Origin of the sequence: Ferrovibrio terrae (assembly GCF_943371255.1) — a bacterium.
In the GTDB taxonomy this organism is placed as follows: domain Bacteria; phylum Pseudomonadota; class Alphaproteobacteria; order Ferrovibrionales; family Ferrovibrionaceae; genus Ferrovibrio; species Ferrovibrio terrae_B.
Window position 1 is genome coordinate 1 of the sequence record NZ_CALRUC010000078.1, and the last position, 20880, is coordinate 20880.

20 protein-coding genes and 1 tRNA gene are annotated in these 20880 nt (G+C 66.0%); 16 read left to right on the forward strand and 5 right to left on the reverse strand.

Features of this window, described 5'->3' with window-relative positions:
• The 10 genes from AAG799_RS15640 to AAG799_RS15685 form a co-directional block, all read left to right on the forward strand.
• Window positions 1–904, forward strand: a 904-nt coding sequence (locus tag AAG799_RS15640; RefSeq protein WP_341897557.1) for a thiolase domain-containing protein, incomplete at its 5' end; no start/stop codon positions are given.
• Between the two features lie 5 nt (window positions 905–909).
• Window positions 910–1290, forward strand: coding sequence for an OB-fold domain-containing protein (locus AAG799_RS15645; RefSeq protein WP_341897559.1), 381 nt, complete (start codon window positions 910–912; stop codon window positions 1288–1290).
• A gap of 20 nt (window positions 1291–1310) precedes the next feature.
• Window positions 1311–2285 carry an NADPH:quinone reductase gene (locus AAG799_RS15650; RefSeq protein WP_341897561.1) on the forward strand — a complete coding sequence of 325 codons (975 nt, stop codon included), beginning with the start codon at window positions 1311–1313 and terminating at the stop codon, window positions 2283–2285.
• Between the two features lie 62 nt (window positions 2286–2347).
• Window positions 2348–3184: a DUF3883 domain-containing protein gene (locus AAG799_RS15655; protein ID WP_341897563.1), complete on the forward strand. Its 837-nt coding sequence runs from the start codon at window positions 2348–2350 to the stop codon at window positions 3182–3184.
• A gap of 411 nt (window positions 3185–3595) precedes the next feature.
• Complete coding sequence (gene kdpF, locus AAG799_RS15660; RefSeq protein WP_341897565.1) at window positions 3596–3685, forward strand: K(+)-transporting ATPase subunit F; 90 nt, start codon at window positions 3596–3598, stop codon at window positions 3683–3685.
• Window positions 3686–3694: 9 nt separating this feature from the next.
• Window positions 3695–5392: a potassium-transporting ATPase subunit KdpA gene (kdpA, locus tag AAG799_RS15665; protein WP_341897567.1), complete on the forward strand. Its 1698-nt coding sequence runs from the start codon at window positions 3695–3697 to the stop codon at window positions 5390–5392.
• Between the two features lie 12 nt (window positions 5393–5404).
• Window positions 5405–7438, forward strand: a complete 2034-nt coding sequence (gene kdpB, locus AAG799_RS15670; protein ID WP_341897569.1) for a potassium-transporting ATPase subunit KdpB — start codon at window positions 5405–5407, stop codon at window positions 7436–7438.
• 11 nt (window positions 7439–7449) lie between these two features.
• Complete coding sequence (kdpC, locus tag AAG799_RS15675) at window positions 7450–8028, forward strand: potassium-transporting ATPase subunit KdpC (protein ID WP_341897571.1); 579 nt, start codon at window positions 7450–7452, stop codon at window positions 8026–8028.
• A 21-nt stretch (window positions 8029–8049) separates the two neighbouring features.
• Complete coding sequence (locus AAG799_RS15680) at window positions 8050–10806, forward strand: sensor histidine kinase KdpD (RefSeq protein ID WP_341897573.1); 2757 nt, start codon at window positions 8050–8052, stop codon at window positions 10804–10806.
• Window positions 10799–11488 (forward strand): response regulator, encoded by a 690-nt coding sequence (locus AAG799_RS15685; protein ID WP_341897575.1) that lies wholly within the window; start codon window positions 10799–10801, stop codon window positions 11486–11488. Before AAG799_RS15680 ends, AAG799_RS15685 begins: the two co-directional genes overlap by 8 nt.
• On the opposite strand, the gene AAG799_RS15690 is transcribed toward AAG799_RS15685, so the two are convergent.
• Complete coding sequence (locus AAG799_RS15690; RefSeq protein WP_341897577.1) at window positions 11467–12039, reverse strand: hypothetical protein; 573 nt, start codon at window positions 12037–12039, stop codon at window positions 11467–11469. The genes AAG799_RS15685 and AAG799_RS15690 overlap by 22 nt on opposite strands.
• Window positions 12040–12053: 14 nt before the next feature.
• Window positions 12054–12129 (reverse strand) — tRNA-Ala (locus AAG799_RS15695).
• A gap of 375 nt (window positions 12130–12504) precedes the next feature.
• On the opposite strand from AAG799_RS15695, the gene AAG799_RS15700 reads away from it, so the two are divergent.
• From AAG799_RS15700 to AAG799_RS15725, 6 genes are all read left to right on the forward strand, one after another.
• On the forward strand, window positions 12505–12783 hold the full coding sequence (locus AAG799_RS15700; protein ID WP_341897578.1) for a YggT family protein: 279 nt from the start codon (window positions 12505–12507) through the stop codon (window positions 12781–12783).
• On the forward strand, window positions 12765–13148 hold the full coding sequence (locus AAG799_RS15705) for a DUF167 family protein (RefSeq protein ID WP_341897580.1): 384 nt from the start codon (window positions 12765–12767) through the stop codon (window positions 13146–13148). Before AAG799_RS15700 ends, AAG799_RS15705 begins: the two co-directional genes overlap by 19 nt.
• A 4-nt stretch (window positions 13149–13152) precedes the next feature.
• A complete protein-coding gene (gene folD, locus AAG799_RS15710; RefSeq protein WP_341897582.1) occupies window positions 13153–14037 on the forward strand; it encodes a bifunctional methylenetetrahydrofolate dehydrogenase/methenyltetrahydrofolate cyclohydrolase FolD in 885 nt (294 codons plus the stop codon).
• An 86-nt stretch (window positions 14038–14123) separates the two neighbouring features.
• Entirely contained in the window at window positions 14124–15098 is a 975-nt protein-coding gene (gcvA, locus tag AAG799_RS15715; RefSeq protein ID WP_341897584.1) for a transcriptional regulator GcvA, read from the forward strand.
• 68 nt (window positions 15099–15166) lie between these two features.
• Window positions 15167–16060, forward strand: a complete 894-nt coding sequence (locus AAG799_RS15720; protein ID WP_341897586.1) for an alpha/beta fold hydrolase — start codon at window positions 15167–15169, stop codon at window positions 16058–16060.
• Between the two features lie 126 nt (window positions 16061–16186).
• Window positions 16187–17137: an alpha/beta fold hydrolase gene (locus AAG799_RS15725; RefSeq protein WP_341897588.1), complete on the forward strand. Its 951-nt coding sequence runs from the start codon at window positions 16187–16189 to the stop codon at window positions 17135–17137.
• Here AAG799_RS15725 and AAG799_RS15730 read toward each other — a convergent pair.
• From AAG799_RS15730 to AAG799_RS15740, 3 genes are all read right to left on the reverse strand, one after another.
• On the reverse strand, window positions 17109–18305 hold the full coding sequence (locus tag AAG799_RS15730; RefSeq protein WP_341897590.1) for a hypothetical protein: 1197 nt from the start codon (window positions 18303–18305) through the stop codon (window positions 17109–17111). The genes AAG799_RS15725 and AAG799_RS15730 overlap by 29 nt on opposite strands.
• Before the next feature lie 187 nt (window positions 18306–18492).
• Window positions 18493–19947, reverse strand: coding sequence for an efflux transporter outer membrane subunit (locus tag AAG799_RS15735; RefSeq protein WP_341897593.1), 1455 nt, complete (start codon window positions 19945–19947; stop codon window positions 18493–18495).
• A gap of 6 nt (window positions 19948–19953) precedes the next feature.
• On the reverse strand, window positions 19954–20880 hold a 927-nt coding region (locus AAG799_RS15740), incomplete at its 5' end, for an ABC transporter permease (RefSeq protein ID WP_341897595.1).

Consider the following 20880-nt stretch of genomic DNA (forward strand, 5'->3'; position numbering starts at 1 on the left):
CCAGGCCATCGCCGCCGGCAAGTGCCAGGTGGCCCTGATCACCCTGGCCGGGCGTCCGCGCCAGGGGCAGGGCGGCCGTCCCGGCGGCGGCGCGCGCCCCGGCCAGTTGTCCGACGGCGCCCCCGAGGCCGGCTTCGAGAACATCTACGGCGGATCGACCCACAACACCTACGGCATGTGCGCCATGCGCCACATGCACGACTACGGCACCACCTCAGAGCAGCTGGCCTGGATCAAGGTGGCAGCCAGCCATCACGCCCAGTGGAACGAACACGCCTTCCTGAAGGACGTGGTCACGGTGGAGGACGTGGTCAATTCGCGGATGATTTCCGATCCCCTGCACCTGCTGGACTGCTGCGTCGTCACCGACGGCGGCGGCGCCCTGGTCGTCACCTCGCCGGAGGTGGCGCGCAGCCTGAACCGGCCGAAGATCAAGGTGATCGGCTCCGGCGAGGCGCCCAAGGGCCCCAGCGGCGGCCATGGCCTGGACCTCACCTATTCCGGCGCCGTCTGGTCCGGCCCCCGGGCCTTCGCGGAGGCCGGCGTCACCCCCGCCGACATCAAGTACGCCTCCATCTACGACAGCTTCACCATCACCGTGCTGATGCAGATCGAGGATCTGGGCTTTTGCGAGAAGGGCCGGGGCGGGGCTTTCGTGGCCGATGGCAACCTGATCTCCGGCGTCGGCAAGCTGCCGTTCAACACCGATGGCGGCGGGCTGTGCAACAACCATCCGGCCAATCGCGGCGGCATGACCAAGGTGATCGAGGCGGTGCGCCAGCTGCGCGGCGAGGCGCATCCGAAGGTGCAGGTGCCAAACTGCGACCTGGCGCTGGCCCAGGGCACCGGCGGCTCGCTCGGCACCCGGCATGGCAGCGCCACCCTGATTCTGGAACGGGAGTAGCCATCATGGCCGAGACACTGGCGCTGCCGTCCAATCCCGAGACCGAGCCGTTCTGGCAGGCCTGCCGCGACCGGCGTTTCCTGGTGAAACGCTGCGAGGCCTGTGGCGAGGCGCACTGGTATCCGCGCAGCCTCTGCCCCTTCTGCTTCAGCGCCAAGACGGTGTGGCAGCCGGGCGACGGCCGCGGCACGGTCTACAGTTTCAGCATCATGCGCCGCGTACCCGAGCCCTATGCCATCGCCTATGTGACACTGGCGGAAGGGCCGACGATGATGACCAATATCGTGGACTGCGATTTCGATGCCATCCGCATCGGCATGGCGGTGACGGTGGATTTCAAGGCGCTGGATGACGGCCGGGTGATCCCGGTGTTCAAGCCGGCCTGAACAGCAGGGATGGAGCGCGCATGAAAGCGGCCTGGTACACAAAGAACGGCGAGGCGAAAGACGTGCTGGTGGTGGGCGAGCAGCCGGTGCCGCAGCCCGCCGCCGGCGAGGTGCTGGTGCGGCTGCGCAGCTCCGGCGTCAATCCCTCCGATGTGAAAAGCCGGCGCGGCCGGCCGCTCGCCTGGCCGCTGGTGGTGCCGCACAGCGATGGTGCCGGCGTGATCGCAGCGGTGGGCGATGGTGTCGCCGCTTCGCGCGTGGCTGAGCGCGTGTGGATCTGGAATGGCCAGTGGCAGCGTCCGCTCGGCACGGCAGCCGAGTATATCGCGCTGCCCGCAGGTCAGGCGGTCGCCCTGCCTGATGCGGTCGATTTCAATACGGCGGCCTGTTTCGGCATTCCCGCGCTCACCGCCATCCATGCCCTGCGGCTGGCGCAGGCGGCCAACGCGCGGTCCGTGCTGGTCACCGGCGCCGCCTCGGCCGTGGGTCATTACGTGACGCAGATCGCTGCATCCCGGGGCCTGCGCGTGATCGGCACGGCATCAGCGGCGCGGGCGGACACCGCGCGCGCGGCCGGCGCCACCGCTGTGATCGACTACAAGACCGAGGATGTCGCCGCCAGGGTGGCCGCGCTCACCGATGGCAAGGGTGTCGATGCGATCATCGACATGGACCTGTCCTCCACCGCGCCGCTGCTGGCGAAAGGCGTGCTGGCGCCGCATGGCACGCTGGTCTGCTATGGCTCCAATGCGATGGGCGATGTGGCGATCCCGTTCCGCGACCTGCTGTTCCGTGGCCTCAGTTTGCGCTTCTTCGTGGTCTACGAACTGACAGCGGAAGACCGCCGCGCGGCGATTGCCGATCTGGCGGCGATCCTGCAGGCGGGCAAGCTGGTTACCCGCATCGCGGCGACGTTTCCACTTGTGCAGATCGTGCAGGCGCATGAAGCGGTGGAGCAGGGTGCGGCGGGCAACGTGGTGATCGAGATCGGGTAGGCGGGCTGGTCAGGGTTTTGATTGTCGATGACAAATGACGACGACGTCATTAGCCTGGCCTGATGTCGAGCGATTCTTGGGCGGATGAGGAGAACGACCTGATTGTCGCGGATTATTTCGCGATGCTGGTTGATGACGCCGGCCGTCGCTCCTACAGCAAGACGGAACATCGGCGGGCGCTCCTGCCACGACTGAATGGCCGTTCCGAGGGGTCGATTGAGTTCAAACACCAGAATATCAGCGCGGTTCTGAAGGGAATGGGCGAGGACTGGATTCGTGGTTACAAGCCCGCTTCCAATTATCAGTTGTCGCTGGAAGACGCCGTTGATCGGTGGTTGAAGCTGAATCCGGCATGGCTTGACCGACTGCCAGTTGTGCACCCAGTGACCGGCGCTCAGGAAGCTGCATCGATCTGGATTGGCCCGGTGCCCACGCTGTCAAACCAGCCGCCGCCACAGGAGTTGGAGCAGACGCTGCGCGTCGCCCGCAAGTTCGACGTGGCCGGCCGGGACGAGCGGAACCGCAACCTCGGCCGCGCCGGCGAGAAGCACGTGCTGGCGCATGAGCGTATGGTGCTGCAATCAGCTGGACGTGATGACTTGGCGCGCAAGGTGCGTTGGGTGTCCGAGGAGGATGGTGATGGCGCGGGTTACGACATCGCGAGTTTCGCGCCGAATGGCGGTTCGCGCTTGATCGAGGTGAAGACGACAAACGGATGGGAGCGCACGCCCTTCCACATCACCCGCAACGAACTTGCCGTGGCCGATGAACGTCGATCGGAATGGTGCCTGTTCCGGCTCTGGAATTTCTCGCGTGAGCCGAAGGCCTTCGAATTGTATCCGCCGCTGGATGCTCACGTCACGCTCACAGCCACAGCCTTCTTGGCTGGCTTCGATTGACTGTTAAAGCATCGACCTGTGAGAAAATAGGTGGAGCCGAGGGGGGAATCGAGACCCTGACTACCTCATTGCAAACGAGAGTTCCGCCCATGGAGATACGGTGGGCCGTTGGCTGAAAATCCCACGGTTTCTGGGGGTTTATTCAAGCTGTTTGCCGTGTTTCGTAGTGTATAGAAAATATCACACAGTGTTTCAAGACCGGCCCGTTGTGGCATGGATGTGGCAGCCTTTATGGAATCCTTATGTCGTCCGGGCGCATCCCGCATGGCGGCTTAATGCGGGCTGGGACTAGACCATAGGCTCCCTTGGAGCCCCCCCATGCCTGATCTCATTTTCATCATTCTCGGCGCCGGCTGCTTCGCCGGGTTCATCGCCTACACGCTGCTCTGCGAGCGGCTCTAGGAGCGTCCCATGACCTTCGACTTCATTCTGGGCGGCGGCATCGCGCTCCTGCTCGCGGTCTATCTGATCTATGCCCTGCTGCGCGCAGAGAAATTCTAAAGGCCAGCCATGACCCAGAACGATTATCTGCAACTTGGCGTCTTTCTCGCCATCATCCTGGCCGCAACGCCGCTGCTTGGCCTTTACATGGCCCGCCTGTTCAACGGCGAGATCGGCTGGCTGCGGCTGGTCGAGCGGCCCGTCTATGCCGCTGCCGGTGTCACGCCGGAGCGCGAACAGCACTGGTCGGCCTATGCCATTGCCATGCTGCTTTTCAACCTGGCCGGCTTCCTGCTGCTGTTTGCCATCCTGCGCCTGCAGGATGTGCTGCCGCTCAATCCGCAGGCGCTGCCGGCACTGCCATCCGATCTCGCCTTCAACACGGCGGTCAGCTTCGTCACCAACACCAACTGGCAGGCCTATGGCGGCGAAAGCACCATGAGCTATTTCAGCCAGATGCTTGGCCTGACGGTGCAGAATTTCCTCTCGGCCGCCACCGGCATTGCCATCGCTTTGGTGGTGATCCGTGCTTTTGCCCGCAAGTCGGCCAAGACGGTCGGCAATTTCTGGACCGACATGACGCGCGCCACACTGGGCGTCCTGCTGCCCGGCGCCGCGATCATGGCCGTGATCCTGATCTGGCAGGGCATGCCGCAGAATTTCGATGCCTATACCGCCGCCACCACGGTGGAAGGTGCGCAGCAGGTGATCGCCCAGGGGCCGGTGGCCTCACAGGTGGCGATCAAGATGCTCGGCACCAATGGCGGCGGTTTCTTCAACGCCAATGCGGCGCATCCCTTCGAGAATCCCACCGCGCTGAGCAATTTCCTGCAGATGCTGGCGATCTTCGTGATCGGCGCGGCGCTGACCAATGTGTTCGGCCGCATGGTCAAGGACCAGCGGCAGGGCTGGGCGATTCTCGCCACCATGCTGCTGCTGTTCGTGGGGGGCGTGCTGATCGCCGGCCATGTGGAAGCCGGCGCCAATCCGCTGCTGACCCAGCTGGGCGTCGATCCGGCCATGGGCAACATGGAAGGCAAGGAGGTCCGCTTCGGGACATTCGCCTCTTCGCTCTTCGCGGTCATCACCACGGCGGCTTCGTGCGGCGCGGTGAACGCCATGCATTCCAGCTTCCTGCCATTGGGCGGCATGATCCCGATGATCAACATCATGCTGGGTGAAGTCATCGTCGGCGGTGTCGGCGCCGGCTTCTATGGTATTGCGCTGTTCATCGTGGCGACGCTGTTTATTGCCGGCCTGATGGTTGGTCGCAGCCCGGAATATCTGGGCAAGAAGATCGAGGCCCGCGAGGCCAAGCTGGCCGTGCTGGCGATCCTGATCTCGCCGATGGCCATCCTGGTCGGCACGGCGATTGCGCTGGTGACCGAGCCCGGCCTAGCCGGCCTGCTGTCGTCCGGTCCGCATGGCCTGAGCGAGGTGCTCTATGCCTTCACGTCTGCTGCCGGCAACAACGGCAGTGCCTTTGCCGGCCTGACCGCCAACTCGGTCTTCTACAACACGGCCCTTGGCATCACCATGCTGCTCGGCCGCTTTGCCATGATCGTGCCGGTGCTTGCCATGGCCGGCGGCCTGGCGGCCAAGAAAGCGACGCCAGCTTCGGCCGGCAGCTTCCCCACCCATGGGCCGATGTTCGTCCTGCTGCTCGCCGGCACGATTTTGATCGTCGGCGGCCTCACCTTCTTCCCGGCGCTGGCGCTGGGGCCGATTGTCGAGCATCTGCTGCTCGCTGCCGGCCAGACGTTTTAAGGAGCAAGAGTCATGAGCAAGCGTTCCGTTGCCGCGCAGCCGATCTTCGACCCGTCGCTGGTCGGCGAGGCCGTGCGCCAGTCCTTCATCAAGCTCGACCCGCGCATTCTATGGCGCAACCCGGTGATGTTCGTCACCGCCGCTGTCGCCGCCGTCTCGACCGTCATTTTCGTCCGCGACATCTTCACCGGTGGGGAGATCGCCCTGCTGGGCCAGATTTCCGCCTGGCTGTGGTTCACCGTGCTGTTCGCCAATTTCGCCGAGGCGCTGGCCGAAGGGCGCGGCAAGGCGCAGGCCGACTCCCTGCGGCGTGGCAAGACCGAAGCCGTGGCCAAGAAACTCGGCTCCGACGGCAAGGTCACGCCGGTGCCGGCCACGGCGTTGCGCATCGGCGATGTGGTGCTGGTCGAGACCGGCGACCCGATCCCGGGCGATGGCGATGTGATCGAGGGTATCGCCTCGGTGGATGAATCGGCGATCACCGGCGAGTCCGCGCCGGTGATCCGTGAATCCGGTGGCGACCGCTCGGGCGTCACCGGCGGTACCCGCGTGCTGTCGGACTGGATCAAGGTGCGGATCAGCGTCAATCCGGGCGAGAGCTTCCTCGACCGCATGATCGGCCTGGTCGAGGGCGCCAAGCGGCAGAAGACGCCGAACGAGGTGGCGCTCACCGTGCTGCTGGTCGGCATGACGCTGATCTTCCTGGTCACCACCGGCAGCCTGGAGGCGCTGGCGATCTATTCCGGCATGCCGGTGCCGGTGGTCTATCTGATCGCCCTGCTGGTGACGCTGATCCCCACCACCATCGGCGGCCTGCTGTCGGCCATCGGCATTGCCGGCATGGACCGGCTGATCCGCCATAACGTGATCGCCAAGTCCGGCCGCGCCGTGGAGGCCGCCGGCGATGTCGATACCCTGCTGCTCGACAAGACCGGCACCATCACCCATGGCAACCGCATGGCCTCGGCCTTTGTCGCCATGCCGGGCGTGTCCGAGCGCGACCTGGCCGAAGCAGCGCTGCTCGCCTCGGTGGCCGACGAGACGCCGGAAGGCAAGTCGATCGTGGCGCTGGCCGTCGAGAAATACGGGCTGGGCCATGAGGCCGGTAAGGCTGGCAAGGGCAGCTTCATTGCCTTCAGCGCCCAGACCCGCATGAGCGGCCTTGATCTCGGTGGCCGCGAGATCCGCAAGGGCGCGATGGATGCGGTGCTGCGCTATGCCGCGACGCAGGCCTCCGCCGACCTGACGGTGGCGGTCGAGCGCATCGCCAAATCGGGCGGCACGCCGCTGGTGGTGGCGCAGGATCGCCGCATCCTCGGCGTCATCCACCTGAAGGATATCGTGAAGACCGGTATCCGCGAGCGGTTTGCCGAACTGCGCCGCATGGGTATCCGCACCGTGATGGTGACGGGTGACAATCCGCTGACAGCGGCGGCCATCGCCGCCGAGGCCGGCGTAGATGATTTCATCGCCGAGGCGACGCCGGAGAAGAAGCTGGAACTGATCCGCAAGGAACAGGCCGAGGGCAAGCTGGTCGCCATGTGCGGCGACGGCACCAACGACGCCCCGGCGCTGGCGCAGGCCGATGTGGGCCTTGCCATGAATATCGGCACGGCGGCGGCGCGCGAGGCCGGCAACATGGTCGATCTCGACAGCAATCCGACCAAGCTGATCGAGGTCGTGATGATCGGCAAGCAGCTGCTGATGAGCCGCGGCTCGCTGACCACCTTCAGCCTGGCCAATGACGTGGCGAAGTATTTCGCCATCATCCCGGCGCTGTTTGTCGCCACCTATCCGCAGCTCGGCGCCCTGAATGTGATGCAGTTGAGTTCACCGCAGAGCGCCATCCTGTCGGCGGTGATCTTCAACGCGCTGATCATCATCGCCCTGATCCCGCTGGCGCTGAAAGGCGTGCGCTACCGGCCGCTGCCGGCTGTCACGCTGCTGCGCCGGAATCTGGTCATCTATGGCTTCGGCGGCGTCGTGCTGCCTTTCTTCGGCATCAAGGCCATCGACATGGCCGTGGCCTTCCTTGGTCTCGCGTAAGGAGAACCGTCATGCTCAGTCATATCCGTCCCGCTCTGGTTCTTCTGGCCCTGCTCACGGTGGTCACGGGCCTGCTGTATCCGCTGGCGATCACCGGCATCGGCCAGGGCCTGTTCCCGCGCCAGGCCCATGGCAGCCTGATCGAACAGGATGGCACGGTGGTGGGATCGTCGCTGATCGGGCAAGGGTTCGCGTCGCCGCAGTATTTCCAGCCGCGTCCCTCGGGCGCCGGCAAGGACGGCTTTGACGCCACGTCCTCCAGCGGCTCGAATCTGGCCCCCACCGCCAAGGCCCTGGTCGAGCGCGTCGCTGGCGATGTCGAGACCTACAAGGGCCGCGACGGCACGGCGCAGGTGCCGGTCGATGCCGTCACCGCCTCGGGCAGCGGGCTTGACCCGCATATCTCGCCGGCCAATGCAGCCCGGCAGGTTCCCCGTGTGGCCGAGGCACGCGGATTGACCATCGCCGACGTTCAGGCCCTGGTCGAGGCGCATACCGAACGCCCCTGGCTCGGTTTCCTCGGCCAGCCCGGGGTGAACGTGCTGACGCTGAACCTGGCCTTGGATAAGATCAAGCCGGTATCGAAGTGAGCCCAATCATCGCGAGGATCGATGCCTGAAGATCGGCCCGATCAGGACAGTCGACCGTCGCCGGACGCTCTGCTCCAGGCGGCCGCGCAGGAAAAGCGTGGCCGTCTGAACGTTTTTCTGGGTGCCGCGCCCGGCGTGGGCAAGACCTACGCCATGCTCGAGGCCGCCCATGTGCGGCAGCGCGAGGGCGTCGATGTGGTGGTTGGCGTGGTCGAGACCCATGGCCGCGAGGAAACCGCTTTCCTGCTGCGCGGGCTGGAGCAGCTGCCGCAGCGCCGCGTGGCCTATCGCGACCGTGTGTTCAACGAACTCGATCTGGATGAAGTGCTGAAGCGCCGGCCGCAGCTGGTGCTGGTGGATGAACTCGCCCATACCAATGTGCCGGGCAGCCGGCATGAGAAGCGCTACCAGGATATCGAGGAAATCCGTGCCGCCGGCATCGATGTCTACACGGCACTGAATATCCAGCATCTGGAAAGCCTGAACGACGTGGTGGCGCAGATCACCCGCGTGAAGGTGCGCGAAACCGTGCCCGACAGCGTGCTGGCCCAGGCCGACAGCATCGAGGTGGTGGATATTGCCCCGGAAGACCTGATCAAGCGCCTGAAGGAGGGCAAGGTCTATGTGCCCGACCAGGCGGCGCGCGCCGTGCATCACTTCTTCGCGCCCGGCAACCTGACGGCGCTGCGCGAACTGGCACTGCGCAAGGCGGCCGACCAGGTCGACAACCAGATGCTGTCCTACATGCAGTCGCATGCCATCGCCGGGCCCTGGCCGACGCGCGACCGCATCATGGCCTGCATCAGTCCCAGTCCGCTGATGCCGCGCCTGGTGCGCACGGCGCGCCGCATCGCCGAGCGTCGGCGTGCGCCGTGGATCGTGCTCTATGTCGAGACGCCGGCCCATGACCGGCTGTCGGATGAGGAAAAGACCCAGATCAACCGGGCGCTGACGCTGGCCGAGGAATTCGGCGCCGAAGTCGTCACGGTTGCCAGCGGCAATGTGCCAGCCGAGATCATCCGGCAGGCCCGCCAGCGCAATGTCACCGAGATTGTTGTCGCCCGCAGCCACCGCAGCCGGCTGGTCAACCGCCTGCGCGGCACCCTGACCGACCGGCTGGTCGAGCTGGGCGACGGCATCAACATCCATGTCATCACCGGGTCGCCCGAGGCTGAATCCTGGCTCGATGTCATGCGGGCACGCCTTGCCAGCATGAGTCTGGACGGCCTGGTGCTGGCAACCGCGGTGTCGCTGGCGGCAACAGGGCTGGTGAAACTGGCCGAGCCCTGGCTGCCGGCCTCCAGCGTGCCGCTGCTGATTCTGATGGCCGTGCTGCTCTGCGCGCTGCGCTATGGCTATGCCGCCGCCGTGCTGAGTTCGGTGCTGACGGTGCTGGGCTACAACTTCCTGTTCCTGCCGCCGCTCTACACCTTCACCATCGCGAATGCGGAGAATATCTATATCTTCTTCGTCTTCCTCGCCGTGGCGCTGATCACCAGCAACCTGACGGCGCGAATCCGGGCGCAGGCCGAAGCCGCCCGCATCCGCGAGGCACGCACGGCCTCGCTCTACGATTTCAGCCGCATGGTGACCGGTGCGGCGGGCGAGGACGATATCCTCTGGGCCGTGGTGCATCATGTGGCGGCGCTGGCCAAGGCGCAGTCGCTGGTGCTGATGCCCGATCAAGGCGCTGGGGCCGAACGGCTGATCATCCGCGCCGCCTATCCGCCGGAAGACCAGATCGACGACAAGGCCAAGATCGCCGCGGCCTGGGCCTGGGAAAAAGGCGAGCAGGCGGGGCGCGGCACCGGCACGCTGCCGTCATCGGACTGGCTGTTCCTGCCGCTGCGCACCGCCGAGCGCCGGCTGGGCGCGCTTGGCATCCGCTTTGCCGACGATCGCCCGCCGCTGGGCCCGGATGAGCGCCGGCTGCTGGATGCCCTGGCCGGCCAGGCGGCACTGGCCATCGAACGCAGCCTGCTCAACCGCGATGTCGAGGAGGCCCGTGTCTCGGCCGAGACCGAGAAGCTGCGCTCGGCGCTGCTGTCCTCGATCAGCCACGACCTGCGCACGCCGCTGGCCTCCATCATCGGCGGCGTATCCAGCCTGATGAATTTCGACAGCCGGCTGGATGCGCAGGGCCGGGGCGAGCTGTTGCAAACCGTGCGCGACGAGGCCGAACGGCTCAACCGCTTCGTCGGCAACCTGCTCGACATGACCCGGATCGAGGCCGGCGCCATGCAGCCCAAGCTCGACTGGGTCGATCCCGAGGACCTGGTGGCCACGGCGGTGAAGCGCGCGGCCGCGCTGACCCATGGACATGACATCCGCATCGACGCGGCGCCCGACCTGCCGCTGCTGCGGGTCGATTACATCCTGATCGAGCAGGTGCTGATCAACCTGCTGGACAATGCGGCGAAGTATTCGCCCAAGGGCAGCCCGGTGGATGTTCGTCTCCGCCGCGAGCGTGACCGCATCCTGCTGACCGTCACCGATTCCGGCTCCGGCATTCCGCCGGCCGAGCTTGAGCAGGTCTTCGATATGTTCTATCGCGTGAAGGCCGGCGACCGCCAGGTGGCCGGTACGGGTCTCGGCCTGTCGATCTGCCGCAGTATTCTGAAGGCGCATGGCGGCGATATCCGCGCCGAAAGCCCGGTGGCAGAGGGCCAAACAGGAAAGAGCCCGGGTACGCGGATGATCGTGACCCTGCCGATTGAAGAGCAGCCGGCCTTGCCCGGTGACGACAGGGCGGCGGAAGAGCAGATGCCCCATGGCTGACGGCGCGAAGATTCTGGTGATCGACGACGAGCCGCAGATCCGCCGCTACCTGCGGGTCAGCCTGGAAGCGCATGACTTTCATATCCTCGAAGCCGCCGGCGGGCAGGAGGGGCTGCGGCTGGCGGCGCTGGAAAAACCCGATCTGGTGGTGCTCGATCTCGGTCTGCCCGACATGGATGGCCAGGCGGTGATCGCGCGCCTGCGCGAATGGAGCGCGGTGCCGGTGGTGGTGCTGTCGGTGCGGGCGGATGAGGCCGACAAGATCGCGGCGCTGGATGCCGGCGCCGACGATTATGTCACCAAGCCGTTTGGCACCGGCGAATTGCTCGCCCGCATCCGCGCGGCCTTGCGGCATACGGTTGGCTCCAGCACCGGCCAGGCGGTGTTCGAGACCGGCGGCCTGCGCGTCGATCTGGAAAAGCGCCAGGTCAGTTTGCGCGGCGCGCCGGTGAAGCTGTCGCCCAAGGAATACGATTTGCTGAAGCTGCTGGTGCAGCATGCCGGCAAGGTGCTGACGCACCAGTTCATCCTGCGCCAGGTCTGGGGTCCGGCGCATGAAAGCGATGTGCAATATCTGCGCGTCTTCGCCCGCCAGCTGCGCCAGAAGATCGAGACCGATGCGGCGCAGCCGAAACTGCTGCTGACCGAGCCCGGCGTGGGCTACCGGCTGGCGATGGAGTAGAGGAAGGCCGCGGCCTCCGCGCGGCTGCGCAGGCGGATGAAGGCGATCCGCGCATGGGCGGGATCAGCCATCAGCGCCGCGATAGTACGGCGGTTCTTGGCAAAGGTCTTGATCGTCCACCACAGGATCGATCTGCGGCTGAAGAAGGTCTGGCGGAAGGACTCGCGGTTGCCGGTGCCTGGCCAGAGCTCCTGTTTGCGCCATGCCCGCTGCAGCGCCCGCATCACCGCCTGCGGGAAGGTGACGGCAAAGGGATAATCCAGCCAGATTACGGCATCGACATGCGCCCATTTGACCGGGATGCTGCGCGAATAGTTGCCGTCGAGCACCCAGCGCGGAACGGCGAGTGCCGCTTTCAGGTCGGCGAGGAATTCGGCTTCGGGGGCCTGCTGCCAGTTCGCGCGCCAGAACAGCCGGTCCATCTCGATATGCGGCGCTTGCAGGGTATCGGCCAGCCGGCGAGCGAAGGTGGATTTGCCGGCGCCGCTGGTGCCGACGACGTTGAAGCGCAGGGCGGTACGCAGGGTATCGGGAAGCGGCGGGGTCTGCATGGCGGACCGGGAATTGGTGGAGCCGAGGGGAATCGAACCCCTGACCTCCTCATTGCGAACGAGGCGCTCTCCCATCTGAGCTACGGCCCCAAGCCGGTGCGCCGGCCGGGTCGAAAACGGGACCTCGCAAGGGTCCGGGCCGGGCGGCCAAGCAAGTAGCAAACGGGCCCGGCTTTGTCCACCGCCCTGATTACCGAATCACCGCGCGGTGGCCCCGGGCCCGGCCCTGGTCCGGGCCGCCGCCGGGCCCGCCCGGGCGGTCAGGGCGCCGCCGGCGGCCTTCCTGCCGGTTGCGCGGTTTTTCGGCAAATTCGGCGGGGATTATTTGCTGCCGGCCGGTGCTGCCGCCAGCACTCGGGTTGCGTTTCGCCGGCCCTGCCAGTATCACTCCTGCACTGCCTGTCGGGCTGGTCGCGGCCCGTCTCTGCGGCGCCGTCCCGGCGCCTGCGCATCCCGGAGGGTGGAGTGAATTCGCTGGTCATCCTGATCTCCACGCTGATCGACCTTTACATGTATGTGCTGATCGCCTCGGCGATCCTGAGCTGGCTGGTCGCCTTCAACGTGATCAACACGCGCAACCGCGTGGTCTATGCCATCGGCGATTTCCTCTATCGCATCACCGAGCCGGCGCTGCGGCATATCCGCCGCATCCTGCCCAGCTTCGGCGGCATCGACCTGTCGCCGGTGGTGCTGATCCTGCTGCTGATCTTCCTGCGCAACCTGCTGTGGGAATACGCCGCCTGACCGGCGCTGCCTTACCCCCGACCGCGCCCTGGCGCCTGACCGCGCCCTGGCGCCTGACCGCCGACGGCCTGCGCCTGTTCGTGCGCCTCACCCCCAAGGCCAGCCGTGACGGCATCGACGGCCTGAAGCCTACCGCCGATGGCGGGGTTGAGGTTGTGGCCAAAGTCACCGCCGTGCCCGAGAAGGGCCGCGCCAATGATGCGCTGCTGCGCCTGCTGGCCAAGCAATTGAAGCTGCCGGCCGGGCGGTTCAGCGTGGTGGCCGGCGAGACCGACCGGCATAAACAGATTCTGATCAGCGGCGAGGCGGACGCGCTCGATGGCGCGCTGCGTCCCTGGCTCGCCGCACTTGTCCTGAAGGAGTGATCCCATGAGCGCAACCCTGATCGATGGCAAGGCGGTGGCGGCAGGTCTGCGCGCCGAGGTGGCGGCAAAGGTGCAGCGTTTTCAGGCGCGCGCCGGGCGGCTGCCGGGGTTGACGGTGGTGCTGGTCGGCGACGATCCGGCCAGCGAGGTCTATGTGCGCAACAAGGGCATCCAGACCCGCGAGGCCGGCATGATCTCCAACGAGATCAAGCTGGAGGGCAATACCAGCCAGGCCGATCTGCTCAAGATCGTCGCCGCGCTGAATGCCGACAGAGCAGTGGATGGCATCCTGGTGCAGATGCCGCTGCCGAAACAGATCGACACCCAGGCGATCATCGAGGCGATCGATCCGGGCAAGGATGTCGATGGCCTGCATCCGGTCAATGCCGGCAAGCTCAACCAGGGCATCGACGCGCTCACCCCCTGCACGCCGCTCGGCTGCATGATCCTGCTTGAAAAAGCCGGTGTGCCGGTGGCCGGCGCCAATGCGGTGGTGATCGGCCGCTCGATCCTGGTCGGCCGTCCGGTTGCGGCCCTGCTGCTGGCCGCCCATGCCACGGTGACCATCGCGCATTCGCGCAGCCGCGATCTGCCCGCGCTCTGCCGGCAGGCCGATATCGTCATCGCCGCCGTCGGCAAGCCCGAACTGGTGCGCGGCGACTGGATCAAGCCCGGTGCCGCGGTGATCGATGTCGGCATCAACCGCGTGCCCAAGGATGACGGCAAGACAAAGCTGGTCGGCGATGTGCATTTCGCATCAGTCGCCGCGGTGGCCGGCGTGATTACCCCGGTGCCCGGCGGCGTCGGCCCGATGACGATTGCCTGCCTGCTGCAGAACACCCTGACGGCGGCCTGCTATCGCGAGCAGATCGACCCGAAGGGGCTGTAGACGCCTGCCGCAGCGGCAGGCGGTTTTCACTTGTCTGACGTCACGTCACGGCTTCCCATCCGGCTGAATCGTCCTAATCTGGCGTCATGTCGAAACGCCTGCCGCCGCTGCTCGCCCTGGAAGCCTTCGACGCCGCCGCGCGCGCCCTGAGCTTCAAGGCCGCCGCCGCCGAACTCAATCTCACGCCATCGGCGATCAGCCACCGGGTCAAGCAGCTGGAGCAGCATCTCGGCCTCGCCCTGTTCCGCCGGCTCAACCGCGAGATCCGCCTCACCGAGGCCGGCCAGGATTATTTCGGCACCGTGCGGCGTGCGTTCGACCAGGTGGCGCAGGTCAGCCTGCGGCTCGGCCGCTCGCCGCAGCAGCCGGTCGAGGAAATGCGGCTCTCGGCGGTGCCGCATTTCGCCGCCGGCTGGATCATCCCGCATCTGGAGGAATTCCTGAACCGCCGGCCGGGCCTGCGCGTCTATGTCGAATCCAGTGTGCGCAATGCCGATTTCGCCCGCGACGCGGTGGATGCCGCCGTGCGCTATGGCGATGGCAACTGGCCGGGGCTGGCGACAACCAAGCTGACCGATCTCAGCGTCGCGCCGGTCTGCACGCCGGCGCTGCTGAAACGCCTGCGCAAGCCGGCCGACCTGCGCGAGGTGACGCTGATCCATTTCACCCAGTTCCCGCAGAGCTGGAGCGAATGGCTGGCCGCCGCCGGGCTGCCGGCCTTCCGGCCCGGCCGCGAGGTATTTGTCGACAGCGTCACCCAGGCGATCGATGCGGCGGAAAACGGGCTGGGCATCGCGCTCGGCATCGCGCCGCTGATCGGGCCGCGGCTGGCATCCGGCCGGCTGGTGATGCCGTTCGGGCCTTTGCTGCCGCTGCAGCATGGCTACTGGCTGGCCTGCCGCAAGGCGGAGGCGAACCGGCCGGCGATCCAGGCGCTGCGCGACTGGCTGCTGGAGCTGATGCAGCGCGCGGAAGGCGCGATGAAGCCGCACCGGCCGAAACGGCTGGCAGTCGCGAAAAAGCCGGCGGTGAAAGCCGCAGCGCGCCGCAGCGTCAGGTGAACCGGATTCACCTGAAACCACCGGCTTATGCGTTTGCCGTCGCTGTGGCGTCTTTCTAGAGTCGCGGCATGAACGACACAGCCTTTCTCTCCGAACCGGTCAGCATTGCCTGCAGTGACGGCCAGCAACTTGCTGCCACGCTGTATCGGCCGCAGCAGTCCAACGGTCTCAGCCTGCAGATCAATGCCGCCACCGGCGTGCCGCGTGGTTATTACAATGCCTTCGCCGGCTATCAGGCCGGGCGCGGCTTCACCGTGCTGACCTTCGACTATCGCGGCATCGGCGGCTCGCAGCCCACACCCGGCGCGCCGGCGCCGCGCATGCTCGACTGGGGCCTGCAGGATGTGCCGGCTGCCACCGCCTGGCTGGCGCAGCAGGTCCCGGCGCTGACGCCCACCCTGCTGGGCCATTCCTTCGGCGGCCAGGTGCTCGGCCTGATGCCGCAGGCGGAAGCCTTCGCCGCCATCGTCACCGTTGCCTCGCAGCATGGCTACTGGCGCAACTGGCCGCGCTCGCATCAGGCCAAGCTGTTTTTCGCCTGGTATATGCTGGTGCCGACCCTGCTGCTGCTGCGCGCCAAGGCGCCGTCGCGGCTGTTCGGCGGCGAACCGTTGCCGCGCGGCGTGCTGGCCGACTGGTCGCGCTGGTGCCGCTCGCCGCATTATGTCTGCGACGAACAGGGCCGCGCGCTGCGCCCGTTCAATGACCGCGTGCGCGCGCCGATCCGCATGATCAGTTTCAGCGACGATCTCGATTTCGGCCCGCGTAAAGGCGTCGACCGGCTGGCCGAGTATTATCCACGGGCCCGCATCGAGCGGCAGCATGTGATGCCGACGGATTGGGGCCTGCAGCGCATCGGCCATTTCGGGTTCTTCAAGCGCGAGATGCCGGTGCAGCGCTGGGCCGAGATCGGTGACTGGCTGCATACCACTGTAGCGGAACGCAAACGCCAGGCGGCGTAAGCCGGCGACTCACGCGCTTGTGAGTCAAACGAATCGGCTTGACGCGACGGCAGCGGTTCACAGTCGCGCGAATTGACCTGCCACGTCATTGCTGTGGCGGAATCGCTGCTTCTAGGGTCGCGCCCCATGAACATGATTCCAAGCGCCCCGCAGATCACCCTCACATCCGTTTCGATTCCCGTTGCCGATGGCCAGCGCCTGGCCGGCACCCTGTTCGAGCCGCAGCAGAGCAACGGCGTCAGCGTGCAGGTCAATGCCGCCACCGGCGTGGCGCGGCGCTATTACGAGAGCTTTGCCGCCTATCTCGGCAGCCGCGGCTTCACCGTGCTGACGTTTGATTATCGCGGCATCGGCGGCTCGCCGCGCAGCCCGGCCGCGCCGCCGCCGCGCATGCTCGACTGGGGCCGACGCGACATTCCCGCGGCTGCCGATTTCCTCGCCAGCCGCCTGCCGGGTGCGCGGCGTGCCATGGTCTGTCATTCCTTCGGCGGCCAGATGCTGGGCCTGATGCCGCAGGCCGGCGAAATCGGCGCCGTGCTGGCGATCGCGTCGCAGCATGGCTACTGGCGCAACTGGTCGCGCGCGCATCAGCTGCGGCTGTTGCTGTCGTGGTATGTGGCATTCCCGCTGGTGGTCAGCCTGATCGACCGCATCCCGGGCTGGTGGCTGGGCGGACAGCCGCTGCCGGGCGGCGTGGCGCGCGACTGGCGGCGCTGGTGCTGCTCGCCGCATTACCTGGTCGGCGATGACGGCCGTCCGCTACGGCCGCACAACCATGCCCTGCGCGCGGATATGCGGCTGATCAGCTTTGCCGATGATCTGGATTTCGGCCCCAAGAAGGGTGTCGATGCACTGGTCGACTTTTATCCCAATGCCTTCATCGAACGGCTGCATGTCGCCCCGCGCGACTGGGGCCTGCAGCGCATCGGCCATTTCGGCTTCTTCAAGCGCGACATGCCGGCGAAACACTGGGCGGCGCAGGCCGACTGGCTGCTGCAGGCGGCGCTGGCCAGGCCGCAGCAGGACAGGCCGCAGCGGGACAGGGCGGTTATTCGGCCGCTTCAGCCAGCTCGTTGATCAGCGCCGGATTGGTGATTTTGCCCTGATATCCTTGCGCGGTCTGCGTTGCGGGTTTGTCGCGGATCGGAATCCAGCCCATATCCTGCCAGCCCGATGGCAGCCAGGCCGGGTCTTCCGTCGGCGGCTTCAGGCGGCCGCGCGTTGTCGCGATGCTGCTTTCGATCCGGTGCAGGAAATGGTCGATGATATCGATGGGATTCCGGCTCACGCCGTTGGGCCAGGTCTCGTCGCTGCCGGCAATCGCGGCCAGGAACGCATCCTGGATGTCCATGGGATCGGTGTAGCCGAGTTCCTTGGCCAGGTCGAAACCGTCGGTCTTGCCGGCGAACCAGGCCGGGCTCAGGTCGAGATCACCGCCTTCCCAGTTGAACTCGCGTTTCAGGCGGTCCTTGACCGAGTCGAAACAGGTCTGCACGCGCAGGGCATATTGCCGCGTTTCATTGCGCGCCCGCGGATCGGCATCGGCCGGCAGTTCCGCGAGTTTCTTCTTCAGGTCGAGGAAGAGCTTGCCGACATTCTCAAGAATCTCGTCCACGGTCTTCGAGCCGAACACCTTGTCGATCAGCTTTTCACTGTAAATTGTCCCGCTCATCATCCATTCCGACAGACCATGCGCTATGTCCTTGCGATAGGTGCCGTCGGGACCGAAATTCTCTTCCAGCCGGTCCAGGCGACCCTGCGATTCTCTGATCGAGTTGTCGAGGCGCTTGATATAGCCCAACAGCAGGTCGCGCATCGCGCGGTCTTCGCCGTCCAGCGGCAGGCTGTCGAGTTTTTCGACGAGGTCCTGGCGCGTTTTGCGTTCCTCGGCGAGCTTATCCTCGATTTCCGATTTTACCTTGCCGTAATTCTGCAGCGCCTCTTTCCTGCTCTCGATGGCACCGGCCCGTGTCTCACTGTGGCGAAAGCGCTCGTCGGCATCCATATCGGCGATGTTTCGAATCTGCCACCGGTTGACCTCTTCGCCGGTCGTGTGATTGACGACCGGCACGCCCGGTGGCGGCAGCTCGAAAGTGTGATCCAGAACCCCTGAGACCTTCTCCGGCGTGATATATGTCTGCCAGTCCGCGTAATTGATTTTCGGACCATAGAAGGTGCCGCTCACCGGCACCCCGGATTTCGGCAGCTCAAACTTTGTCGTCCCCGGCAGCGTCACTGCAGACATCGCGCTCTCCTGTCACCTTCTGCTTTTGCCCAGCAGAAGTTGCAGAAGTCATGCCACGCGGTTGCGCGGATTAACCATATGGTAAGAGACTGAATTGGTTATGCGGCGATCACGCCGTATGCGCGACGCTGCCTGCAGCTTCTGCCGCGGCGGTAATTTTTTCCCGCACAGTATGGTGAATGAAAGCTTAGTTTGCCGGCGTGGCTGCGCCGACGGTGCTGCCATCCCAGCCGCCGCCGAGCGCTTTATACAGGCTGACATTGGCGCTGTAGCGGCTCAGCGCCGCCTGCACCATGGTGTCGTTGGCGGCGAAGACCGAGCGCTGCGCATCCAGCAGGTCGAGGAAGCCGACCGTGCCGGCGCGATAGCGCGAATCGACGATGCGATAGGCGTCGTTGGCCTGGTTGAAGGCTTCCGAGGCGAAGCCGTATTGCCGGCCGGTATGCACCGTGGCGCCCAGCGCATCTTCGGTATCGCGGAAGGCGCTCAGGATGGCGCCGCGATAGGTCTCGACCACTTCATCCTTGGTGGCGCGCGAGAGTTCCTCGCCGCCTTCCAGCCGGCCGCCCTGGAAGATCGGTGCGGTCAGCCCGGCGGCAATCGAATAGATCATGGTGCCGGGATCGAACAGGGTCGATGTCTGGCCGCTCTGCGTGCCGATGCGGCCGGTGAGGTCGAGGCTGGGGAAGCGCGCGGCGCGCGCGGCGCCGATGTCGAAATTGGCGGCGCGCAGATCGGCTTCGGCCTTGCGCAGGTCGGGCCGGCGCAGTAGCAGCTCTGAAGGCAAACCAGCCGTGACCGGCGGCAGGGTGAGGGCGGCAAGGCTGTCGCCCTGCACGACAAAGCCCTGCGGCGGGCGGCCGAGCAGCACCGCCAGCGCATCCAGCGTGGTGCGCTCGGTCTGCTGCAGGCTGGCGACAGTGGCGCGCTGGGTGGCGACGCTGCTGCGCTGCTGCGCCACTTCGTAATCGGTGATGATGCCGTTCAGACGCTGGGTCTCCAGCAGATCGAGGATGCCCTGGGCGGCGCCCAGCGTTTCATTGGCCAGGCGGATGCGGTCGCGCAAAGACAGCAGCTGGAAATAGGTGCTGGCGATATCGGCATAGAGCGTGATCGCCACGGTCTCGCGGTTGTAGCGGCTGGATTCCAGCCGGGTCAGCGCCGCATCGGCGGTGGCGGCATTGCCGCCGAAGAGGTCGATCTGATAGCCCGCCGTCAGGTTGCCGGCAAAACTGTTGCGGATGGTGTAATCGCTGCCGCGCGAGGCGGTGCTGGTGGTCGTTGTGGTGGTGGTGCCGGTGTTGCGGCCCTGGCGCGTGCGGGTGGCGCTGCTGTCGGCGCCCAGGGTGGGATAGAGATCGGCGCCGGAAATCTTGGCCTGGGCCTCGGCCTGGCGGATGCGGGCGACGGCAATGCGCAGGTCGGTGTTGTTGGCCTGGGCCTCGTTGATCAGCCGGTTCAGCTCGATGCTGTTAAAGCCGGTCCACCATTGCGCATCGGGCCACAGGTTGACGGCATCCTGGCGGCTGTCCCAGGCGGCGGGGGTTTCCACCTTGGGTTTGAAATAGTCGGGCACCATCGAGCAGGCGCCGAGCGAGACCGAAAGCAGCGCGACAGCCGCGGTGGAGGTGAGGAGACGCATGGAGTGTTATTCCGCAGCGAGAGCGACGACAGGATCGAGATCGGCCGCCTTGCGTGCCGGCAGATAGCCGAACAGCAGGCCGGTGGCGAAGGCGCAGAAGAAGGCGAGCAGCACCGGCTCGGGCGAGAAGATCACCGGGCGGCCGAAATAGGCGAACAGCCAGGTGACGCTTAGGCCCAGCGCGACGCCGATCAGGCCGCCCAACGTGCAGATCGCCAGCGCCTCGGAATTAAACTGCATCATGATGTTGAAGCGCCGTGCGCCGGTGGCCATGCGCACGCCGATCTCGCGGGTGCGCTCGGTCACGCTGACCAGCATGATGTTCATGACGCCGATGCCGCCCACCAGCAGGGAGATGGCGGCGATCGAGCCCAGCAGGATGGTGAGCGTGTTCTGGGTTTCCATGGCGGTTTCGATGATGGAGGCCATGTTGCGGATCTGGAAATCCTCGGCACGATGGCGCGCCATCAGAAGCTGCCGGATATCCTCCTGCGTGTCATTGATCTGCTTCACGTCCTGCACCTGGACTGTGATGGTGCGCACATAGCGCTGGCCGAAAAGCCGCAGCATGCCGGTGGAGAGCGGCACGTAGATGATATCGTCCTGGTCGGCGCCCCAGGGGGTGGCGCCTTTCGGGCTCATGATGCCGATGACCTGGAAGGGGATGTTGTTGAGCAGCACGTAGCGCCCGATGGGATCGGTGCCTTCGAACAGGTTGTTGACCACGGTCTGGCCGATCACCGCCACCGGCAGGTAGGACTTCACATCGCTTTCGGAGAAGAAGATGCCTTCGGCCACCGGCCATTCGCGCGCCACCGGGAAGGGCGCGGTGGTGGCATTGACCTGGGTGACATAGTCGCGGCTGCCGGTGCGCACGGTGACATTGCCGGTATATTCCGGCACCGAGGCGAGGATGTTGTGCACCTCGGCGGC

Excerpts from the sequence above, each read along its gene's own strand:
- AAG799_RS15720 (WP_341897586.1), top strand. The coding sequence starts at position 15,167 with ATGAACGACACAGCCTTTCTCTCCGAACCGGTCAGCATTGCCTGCAGT.
- AAG799_RS15680 (WP_341897573.1), top strand. The coding sequence starts at position 8,050 with ATGCCTGAAGATCGGCCCGATCAGGACAGTCGACCGTCGCCGGACGCT.
- AAG799_RS15655 (WP_341897563.1), top strand. The coding sequence starts at position 2,348 with ATGTCGAGCGATTCTTGGGCGGATGAGGAGAACGACCTGATTGTCGCG.
- AAG799_RS15650 (WP_341897561.1), top strand. The coding sequence starts at position 1,311 with ATGAAAGCGGCCTGGTACACAAAGAACGGCGAGGCGAAAGACGTGCTG.
- kdpC (WP_341897571.1), top strand. The coding sequence starts at position 7,450 with ATGCTCAGTCATATCCGTCCCGCTCTGGTTCTTCTGGCCCTGCTCACG.
- AAG799_RS15730 (WP_341897590.1), bottom strand. The coding sequence starts at position 18,305 with ATGTCTGCAGTGACGCTGCCGGGGACGACAAAGTTTGAGCTGCCGAAA.
- kdpA (WP_341897567.1), top strand. The coding sequence starts at position 3,695 with ATGACCCAGAACGATTATCTGCAACTTGGCGTCTTTCTCGCCATCATC.
- kdpB (WP_341897569.1), top strand. The coding sequence starts at position 5,405 with ATGAGCAAGCGTTCCGTTGCCGCGCAGCCGATCTTCGACCCGTCGCTG.
- AAG799_RS15735 (WP_341897593.1), bottom strand. The coding sequence starts at position 19,947 with ATGCGTCTCCTCACCTCCACCGCGGCTGTCGCGCTGCTTTCGGTCTCG.
- AAG799_RS15725 (WP_341897588.1), top strand. The coding sequence starts at position 16,187 with ATGAACATGATTCCAAGCGCCCCGCAGATCACCCTCACATCCGTTTCG.
- gcvA (WP_341897584.1), top strand. The coding sequence starts at position 14,124 with ATGTCGAAACGCCTGCCGCCGCTGCTCGCCCTGGAAGCCTTCGACGCC.
- AAG799_RS15685 (WP_341897575.1), top strand. The coding sequence starts at position 10,799 with ATGGCTGACGGCGCGAAGATTCTGGTGATCGACGACGAGCCGCAGATC.
- AAG799_RS15645 (WP_341897559.1), top strand. The coding sequence starts at position 910 with ATGGCCGAGACACTGGCGCTGCCGTCCAATCCCGAGACCGAGCCGTTC.
- kdpF (WP_341897565.1), top strand. The coding sequence starts at position 3,596 with ATGACCTTCGACTTCATTCTGGGCGGCGGCATCGCGCTCCTGCTCGCG.
- folD (WP_341897582.1), top strand. The coding sequence starts at position 13,153 with ATGAGCGCAACCCTGATCGATGGCAAGGCGGTGGCGGCAGGTCTGCGC.
- AAG799_RS15690 (WP_341897577.1), bottom strand. The coding sequence starts at position 12,039 with ATGCAGACCCCGCCGCTTCCCGATACCCTGCGTACCGCCCTGCGCTTC.